The following is an 8161-nucleotide window of genomic DNA, read 5'->3' on the forward strand; positions in this document are numbered from 1 at the left end:
ATAGTATGTTATAATGACCGAAAAGAACAATATAACGTGTGCTTTTTATTATACATAACGGTCGTTATATTGTATATAGTGTAGAGGTGTTTTTATGGAAGAAATTCAACTTATTCTGGCGAAAAATTTAAAAACAATTCGAGAGAAAGAAAAATTAAGTTTAGAAAAGGTTTCACAATTAACTGGTGTAAGTAAAACGATGATTGGACAAATTGAAAGAGGAGAATCAAGTCCGACGATTACAACAATTTGGAAAATCGCTAATGGACTTAAGATCTCCTTTACTTCTTTAATAAATAATCCAAAACCAGATACGAAAGTTGTTTTACGAAAAGATGTTCAAGTATTAGCTGAAGACAATGGGAAATATAAAGTTTATCCATCTTTTCCTTTCCAAGATGATAGACATTTTGAAATCTATACTGTTGAAATTGAAACGGAAGGAAAGTTAAGTTCTGAAGCGCATAAAGAAGGAACAGAAGAATTTATTATAGTGTTTGATGGCGAGTTAACTATTGAAGTAAATGAATGTAAATATAATTTGAGAAGTGGTGATTCCATTAGATTTCGAGCAGATCGACCACATATTTATTACAATTCAGGAGAAGGCTTAACAAGATTGAGCATGATTATTTATTATCCGAATTCTTAATTTTTAATGAAAAAACTGCCTCTAGTAAGGTAGTTTTTTGTTTTTAAAAGATAATCAGATGAGGAACGGAAAGGATTTTCTTTTATATTTATATATATGGATATTATTTTGATTTGGAAGTAGTTAGTAAAGATATTGATTATTTCTCTCTGTTTTTATGAAAGTCAAGCTAATTATAAAAATTCAATGGCGGGAGGAATACTTAGTGGGAAGTGAAGAAATTAGCTATTACATTTATAACTTGAAGAATTTTGAAGATAAATTTAAGGTGTTAAACGTGGAAAATTAAAATAGGTCATTTAGTTTAGGTATATAATCTAAGCAATAAGATTATAGGGACATATAATTTATAGTAGAGTCGTGAAGATAATTAAAACAGCATTTTTAGTGTTTAATTATTAGTAGCACTTTCCTTTCTAAGAGGAAATAATAAATCAAAGTTAATAATATATAACAATGTATTCAATAGCTCTTAGAATAGCAAGGGACTCGGAAATTATTTAAATAAGGAGGAAAATATGAAACATAATGATTGTTTTGATGACAAAGACTGTGATCAAATTATTGTTACAGGTGGTTGTTGTGAACCGAAGACAGTTTGTCCTAGCAATTCACAATTAATTGAATTAGAGAGTATACTAGTTGCTTTAAGCACAGCTATACCAGCATTTTTGACGACCCCAAATGCTACAAATAAAGCGGCACTAGTCAATTTGTTTAATCGATTATTAATTTTACTAAATTCACTACTACCTACTACAGAAGTAGATTTTTTGAAAGAATTAGTTGAAGGTATTTTAGCTGTATTAACACCTATTAATCCAAACACGGCGCAATTGATTGTACTATTACAACAATTTTATAGCGCTCTTGCAGATTACTTCTTCTCTATAAAGACTTGTTTTGCACCATCAACTTTCCGATTTTTATTTGATCTATTAACGCTACTAATTAGTCTTACTCCAATTCCGCCAGGAGCAACAGGAGCAACAGGAGCAACAGGAACAACGGGAGCAACAGGAGCAACAGGAGCAACAGGAGACACAGGAGCAACTGGTGCAACAGGAGCAACAGGAGCAACAGGAGCAACAGGAGCAACAGGAGCAACTGGTGCAACAGGAGCGACGGGGATAACTGGTGCAACAGGCTTGACAGGAGCGACTGGCGGAGGAGCTATTATTCCGTTTGCTTCGGGGGTACCTGTTGCATTAACGACGGTTGCAGGTGGTGCAGCTGGTACGATTGAGGTTATCGGATTTGGAAATTCAGCGCCTACTGTATTTGCACTTGGTTCAACAATTGATTTAACAGGTGCAGCTGGAACACTTCTTAATATGGCTTTTTCGGCACCACGTGCTGGGACAATTACCTCTATTGCGGCATATTTGAGTGTAACGGCGGCTACAATTGTAGGTGGAACCGTTACCGTTACGGCGCAGTTATATGAGTCTACAACACCTAATAATATCTTCACAGCGATACCAGGTGCTTCAGTAACGCTAGCACCTGCTCTAACAGGTGTTGCTACCCTTGGTACGATTACCAATGGTATCACAACTGGATTATCGATACCAGTAACTCCACAGACACGTTTGTTAATGGTTTACTCTATTACTGGCGCAGGATTAACGGCAGTAGCTGCTGTAGCTGGTTATGCGAGTGCAGGGGTAACTATTCTTTAGGTACAAGAGAATGTTACTATATTAAGAAAAAAAGGCGTAATCTTAATGATTGCGCCTTTTCTGTTAAATAATTGTACTTGAGCACCTAATGGAATTAGGTGTATTTAGATACGGTTATAATTTTAGGATATAGTTCTAGCATTTATACAATTTGTATACTAGTATAGATAATTATATTCTTAGCGTGCTAGCTTGAACTTTTAAAAAATTTCAAAAAGGAATACTAGTAATAATCTGTATCATTTGTAAAGGACATTTTGAAAAAAGTTAGGCAACAGCAAGAAGATGATTTTTGTATCCAGTAGGAGTCATCTTCTTTACATACCTTTCTGACTTACAGATTTTATGTATGGGTTATTTGATAGAATTTGAATATTTCTTTTTGTAAAAAAATTATCATTTTGAACTTTCTACGACTTCAATTTTCTCTCATTATACAAGAAATATCCTATAGAATAGACTTTTTAGTGTCTATCCTATAGGTACATTTTATAAAAAAAGTATTAATTTTTATGGCTGAATATGGTGTTTTTGAAATGTTTTACTTATTTTTATTACAGTTACATCCTTTTTTCTTTACATAGCCTTGCTCGGCTAAATCTTTTTGCGATTGAGAATTGGAAGATTGAGAATTCGAAGACTGAGAGGATGCTGACGAGCTACTATTTTTATTATGAGAGTAGTTTTTTCGATAGTTATAATTACTCATAGTACTATCACCTCCAATTAATTATATAACTATTATATGTATGTACACTATTAATTGTTACGATAAAGAATAGGAAGAGAAGGTACAATAAAATATCTCCTCAGTATTTTCCGAAGAGATAAATGATGATTCTATTAAAGTGATATTTATTAATAACCCCAGTAAGGAGGGAAGTAATAAGTATCTTGATAATATAGATTATGTTGTTGAATAGGGGGCTGAGTTGGCTGGTTTTTTATTTCACGATTTTGATTGCAGTTTACCGGAGGACCAATTACAGTAGTGGATTGAATAGGAGATACTGCTTGTTTCCATTGTTGTTCATTGAGACAATACGTATGAGCCATCATATTAGCAGGAGTTAATCTTAAAATATCAGAACCGAAAATAACTTCTGGCGTTGGGGCGTCGAAAATAGCTAATAAATGAGTATTATCTGCTGAAGCAATTTCATAATGCCACCACGCTTGTGGAATATTAGCAACTTGCCCTGGTTGAATTGGTAAGTTTAATATTTGATTCGTAAATGGATTAAGTAAAGAAACAACAGCGGATCCTGAAATACAGTAAACAAGTTCAGCTGCATTTTGATGAATATGTGGTTCTACAACATTACCTGTACTTAAATAAATATCTAATAAAGAAGTGTTTTCTAAAGTATTTAATTGTTTCATGCCAAGTACGTTTATATAATTTTGGGCATCTTTTTTAAAAAAATTACTTTTATTTAAATCATGAGTGAAACTGGTTGAGGGGGAAGTATAGTCGATATTAGAAGTCATTTGTATTACCCGCCTTTCTGTAGGTAAGTTAGGTTACAAAATTAGGATATGTGTCTAGTGTTTGTTATGTGCTGTTGTTGGTATCATAATAAATTTGCCTATTCCATAAAGAATATGGGTAGTATTTCGTATTTTGAATAACAGACCAATACTTTTTATAGAGGTATTGGTCTGTTATTTAAGATAGTTTTTGCTGGATAATTAATTGTGCTTTAGCGGTATTGGCGTAATTTAGCCAATCTAATTCCAAGTTTTGTTTTAAACCAAAATAAATATCTATGACGTCAAAATGAGATACCTTTGTTTTAAGTGGAACGGGTATTCCATTTACTATTGCTTTTTTCATGTTATGTGCAATTTTTGGAAATGCAGAGAAAGAAAAATCAATAATTGTAGCACCATCTGGTAAATAAACGGGTTGTAAATCTGAAGTATAAGCCGTAATGGTATTTTCAAATAGTTCATACGATACTAAATTGTGGAAAGCGATTGGATCTGTATTTAATAAATTATTATTCACAATTGTATCATTCATTATTTTATAAGATATTGCTTGAACATCTACAATTCTATTATTCAATAAAGAAAAAATACCATTGTTTTTTAATGTTTTTGCTAATTGTGTTTAAATGATAATTGTTTGTTCAGTATCATTCATATTGATTTTAGTTTTTAAATTGCTATTAAAATGGCTATTTTCAAGTGCTATGTTGTCTTCGAAATAGTTGATAGTTGGTTTGTATAATTGATGTATTATTCCAAGAATTTTATAGCAATCTAGTACACTTGTAGTTGTAATACAAATTTGTGAAATACTTGATACGTTTTGTACTTCTTGTAGTTGTGAGTAAGCAGTATAAATTGGAGGGAACTCATAGCTTATTTCAAATGAAAGGTTAGTTTCATAACAAGAATGAATTCCTTTTCTCAAATCAGTTATATTTTTTTGAAGATGTGGCACATATCCCGTTAAAAATTCAAGTACCTTGTTATATCTTTCTTTATGTAAATATTGAAAAGCAAGATTTTCTAATTCATACTGGATTGTATATAATCCTAGTCGCTTTGCAAGTGGCGCAAAAAGTGTTAATGTTTCATTCGCATATGCTACTTGTTTCGCGGGTTTTTTAACATTCAATGTTTTTATATTGTGAAGGCGATCTATAACTTTAATAATGCCAACACGTATATCATGTTGAGAGGATAATAGTAATTTTTTTAAATTAATTGCTTCGTATAATACTTTGTTTTGATCTTGTTGTTTTTTTCCTTTTGTTAATCCATTTACAATATATCGAACAGTCGCACCAAAATGTGATTCAATTTCTTCTAGAGAATATTCGGTATCTTCTACAACATCGTGTAATAAAGCAGCAATCAATGTTGTAATGTCAGCTTTATAATTTAGTAGTATTTCTGCAATTGCGAAAGGATGAATAATATATGGTTCTCCAGTTTGACGATATTGCCCATCATGCGCTTGCTCTGCAAATTGTATAGCTTTTTTCAAAAGTTTTAATTCATCAAATTGTAGATAATTTGCCTTTTGTAATAATACCTCACTCATATATATCCATCCCTTAAAATTATTTTTAATAATAATTCTATATAATAGAATAAATACCCTTTGAAATTATTTTAATTATGAAAAAATAAAGGTATTGAGATTAAACTATATTCGTATTCCCGTTCATACTTTGGATTGATGGAAAAAAGTAATGAAAATGTTAATTTAAAATTACATCAATCATTTATAAGGGGTGAATGTTCATGTCATTTAGTGAAATGATTAGAAATGAAGTGCTCAGCTGGGCGGGTGTTTCTGAAAAACCGCATCGATTTGGTGGTATTGAAATAAATTATGGTAAGAAAGAACTCGGTCATCTGCATGGAGATAAGTTAGTTGATTTACCATTTCCAAAGTTAAAGCGGGACGAATTAGTGAAACAAGGATTGGTGAAACCACATCACGTATTACCTGAATCAGGATGGATAAGTTATTATATAAAGAGTGAAGAGGATATTCCATTTGCAATTGAGTTATTTCGTATGCAATATGACAGAATAAAAAAATAATGAAATAAAATAGATAAGTAAAAATATATTTTCATGTCACATCCCTCCTTAATCGTTCGTCTTGTATGTAGAACGGATAAGGAGGGATTTTATTATGAAAAATTTTGATGTAGCAATTGTTGGTGGTGGGCTTGCTGGATTAACAGCATCTATATATTTAGCGAAAGCTGGAAGAAAAGTGATTGTATTAGAAAAGTCCAGTCACTTAGGTGGTCGAGGGATGACTATAAATAGAAATGGCATTTGTATGAATCTTGGTGCACATGCTTTATATAGAGGAGGAGCAGCATTTTTAACTTTTAATGAGCTCAGTATGAATCTACCGGGTGGAATACCATCTACAAAAGCACATGGAATATGGAAAGAGGATATATTCACCATCCCAACAGATTTTCGCTCAATTTTATCAACCCCGTTACTTTCGTGGTCTGCAAAAGTCCAGTTCTCTCGTCTTATGATTCGGTTAGGAAATTTAGATGTAGGAAAAATTCCGAAAATGAGTCTAACTACATGGGCAGAAAATGAAATAAAAGATCCAATGGTTCGAAATATATTTTATGCATTATGCCGAACAACAACATATACGTTTGCTCCAACAATACAATTAGCATCTTCAGTACTAAAGCAAATACAGCTTTCTATGAAAGAAGGAGTACTTTATGTAGATGGGGGTTGGGAGACGATAATAACAAATTTAAGGGATATAGCGAATACGAATGGTGTGCAATTTCTAGCTAAAAAGCATGTTTTGAAAATAGAGCATTGTGAAGGGAAACAAAGAATATACTGTTTTGATGATGAAGTATTTGAAGCAGGTGCAGTCATTGTAACAACTCCACCGAAAGAGGCTTGTAAAATGATAAAAGGTGCAGAAGGAACAAGTTTGCAAAAATGGAGTGAACAATCTATACCAGTGACTGTGGCAGCGTTAGATATTGGTTTAAAACAATTGCCGAATCCTTTGCATCATTTTGCATTGGGATTAGATCAACCTATATTTTTTACGAATCAATCAAGAGCAGCTAAATTAAGTGAGGATGGATCAATTGCAGTGAGTTTAATTAAGTATCATAATCCTGTGTTAAAGCTGAATCATATTTATGAAGATAAAGAACAGTTAGAAAATACGATGGAATTGTTACATCCAAATTGGAAAAGGGAAGTTGTTGCAAGGCAATATTTACCGAAAATAACGGTAGTACATGATTTTCCTCATATTGACCGTGTTGAAAAACCGGGCCCTAATATACCTGAAATGCCAGGTGTTTACGTCGCAGGAGATTGGGCAGGGCATGATGAAATATTAGCTGATGCTGCGGTAGCAAGCGGAAAACGTGCAGCCTTACACATTTTAAAGCAATCCGAAAGTGGGGCAGTTTATCATGGAAACGGAACAATTATATGAAACGTATCAATCATTATTATTTTCGTTAGCATACAGAATCCTTGGGAGTGTTATGGATGCTGAGGATATCGTCCATGATGTATTTATATCGTTTAATAATATGGAGGATGTTCAATCTATAGAAAATATGAAAGCATATTTATGTAAGATGGTAACCAATCGCTCAATTGATAAATTACGTTCAGCGGCACATAAACGTAACGTTTATGTCGGAATGTGGCTACCAGAGCCATTTGTGGAAGAGAGTGATGACCCATCAGAGTCCTTTGTAATGAAAGAATCAATTTCTACAGCATATTTATTACTTTTACAACAATTGTCTGAGGTTGAGAGGATTGTTTTCATATTAAGAGAGGTTTTCGGTTATGACTACGAAGAAATCGCTTCGATTGTTGATAAGAGTAGTGTGAATTGCAGAAAGATCTTTCAACGTGCACGAAAAAGCATTTTGGAGAAACCGAAGGAATCACAATTAAGCACAAAGAAAATGGCTGCTTATGTTGAAAAGTTTGTATCATCCTTACAATGTGGAGATGCACAAGGTATGTTAGAAGTATTAAAAACAGATGCGATATTCAAATCAGATGGTGGCGGTAAAGTTACAACGGCTATTAATCCGATTTATTCTGCGGATAAAATTATACGTTTGCTCTTTGGAATTGCAAAACGATTGACAGAAGAGTATACAGTTGAATTCAAAAAGGTAAATGGTGCACCAGGAGTTATAGTTTCAATAAATAATAAAGTGACTTATGTACTTTCATTTGCATTTGAGGATGAGAAAATTTCAAACATTTATATGATGGTTAATCCTGAAAAACTTATGCATTTAAATATAAAATAAAGACGCATTTC

Annotated in this window: 7 protein-coding genes and 1 pseudogene; 5 read left to right on the forward strand and 3 right to left on the reverse strand. The window is 32.7% G+C overall.

The window, feature by feature from the left end:
• The first annotated feature begins 94 nt into the window (after positions 1-94).
• Both DN410_RS26650 and DN410_RS26655 read left to right on the forward strand, forming a co-directional pair.
• Complete coding sequence (locus DN410_RS26650) at positions 95-652, forward strand: helix-turn-helix domain-containing protein (RefSeq protein WP_149178708.1); 558 nt, start codon at positions 95-97, stop codon at positions 650-652.
• A gap of 518 nt (positions 653-1170) precedes the next feature.
• A complete protein-coding gene (locus tag DN410_RS26655; protein WP_149178709.1) occupies positions 1171-2334 on the forward strand; it encodes an exosporium glycoprotein BclB-related protein in 1164 nt (387 codons plus the stop codon).
• 541 nt (positions 2335-2875) lie between these two features.
• On the opposite strand, the gene DN410_RS28220 is transcribed toward DN410_RS26655, so the two are convergent.
• From DN410_RS28220 to DN410_RS26665, 3 genes and pseudogenes are all read right to left on the reverse strand, one after another.
• Positions 2876-3043 carry a hypothetical protein gene (locus DN410_RS28220; protein ID WP_218947491.1) on the reverse strand — a complete coding sequence of 56 codons (168 nt, stop codon included), beginning with the start codon at positions 3041-3043 and terminating at the stop codon, positions 2876-2878.
• A gap of 149 nt (positions 3044-3192) precedes the next feature.
• Complete coding sequence (locus DN410_RS26660) at positions 3193-3825, reverse strand: cupin domain-containing protein (protein WP_149178710.1); 633 nt, start codon at positions 3823-3825, stop codon at positions 3193-3195.
• A 178-nt stretch (positions 3826-4003) separates the two neighbouring features.
• Positions 4004-5392, reverse strand: a pseudogene (locus DN410_RS26665) (HD domain-containing protein).
• A 203-nt stretch (positions 5393-5595) separates the two neighbouring features.
• Between DN410_RS26665 and DN410_RS26670 the strand changes: the two are divergent.
• The 3 genes from DN410_RS26670 to DN410_RS26680 all read left to right on the forward strand — a co-directional run bounded on the left by DN410_RS26670 (position 5596) and on the right by DN410_RS26680 (position 8150).
• Positions 5596-5901, forward strand: a complete 306-nt coding sequence (locus tag DN410_RS26670) for a luciferase domain-containing protein (protein WP_149178711.1) — start codon at positions 5596-5598, stop codon at positions 5899-5901.
• A 94-nt stretch (positions 5902-5995) separates the two neighbouring features.
• On the forward strand, positions 5996-7306 hold the full coding sequence (locus DN410_RS26675) for a phytoene desaturase family protein (RefSeq protein ID WP_149178712.1): 1311 nt from the start codon (positions 5996-5998) through the stop codon (positions 7304-7306).
• On the forward strand, positions 7284-8150 hold the full coding sequence (locus tag DN410_RS26680; RefSeq protein ID WP_149178713.1) for a sigma-70 family RNA polymerase sigma factor: 867 nt from the start codon (positions 7284-7286) through the stop codon (positions 8148-8150). The genes DN410_RS26675 and DN410_RS26680 overlap by 23 nt, the downstream gene beginning before the upstream one ends.
• Positions 8151-8161: the final 11 nt, after the last annotated feature.

The organism is Bacillus sp. SH5-2 (assembly GCF_008368905.1).
Classification (GTDB): Bacteria; Bacillota; Bacilli; order Bacillales; family Bacillaceae_G; genus Bacillus_A; species Bacillus_A luti.

Bases quoted from the DNA above. Each gene is read 5' to 3' on its own strand.
- DN410_RS26680 (WP_149178713.1), top strand. From the start codon at position 7,284: ATGGAAACGGAACAATTATATGAAACGTATCAATCATTATTATTTTCG.
- DN410_RS26650 (WP_149178708.1), top strand. From the start codon at position 95: ATGGAAGAAATTCAACTTATTCTGGCGAAAAATTTAAAAACAATTCGA.
- DN410_RS26655 (WP_149178709.1), top strand. From the start codon at position 1,171: ATGAAACATAATGATTGTTTTGATGACAAAGACTGTGATCAAATTATT.
- DN410_RS26660 (WP_149178710.1), bottom strand. From the start codon at position 3,825: ATGACTTCTAATATCGACTATACTTCCCCCTCAACCAGTTTCACTCAT.
- DN410_RS26675 (WP_149178712.1), top strand. From the start codon at position 5,996: ATGAAAAATTTTGATGTAGCAATTGTTGGTGGTGGGCTTGCTGGATTA.
- DN410_RS28220 (WP_218947491.1), bottom strand. From the start codon at position 3,043: ATGAGTAATTATAACTATCGAAAAAACTACTCTCATAATAAAAATAGT.
- DN410_RS26670 (WP_149178711.1), top strand. From the start codon at position 5,596: ATGTCATTTAGTGAAATGATTAGAAATGAAGTGCTCAGCTGGGCGGGT.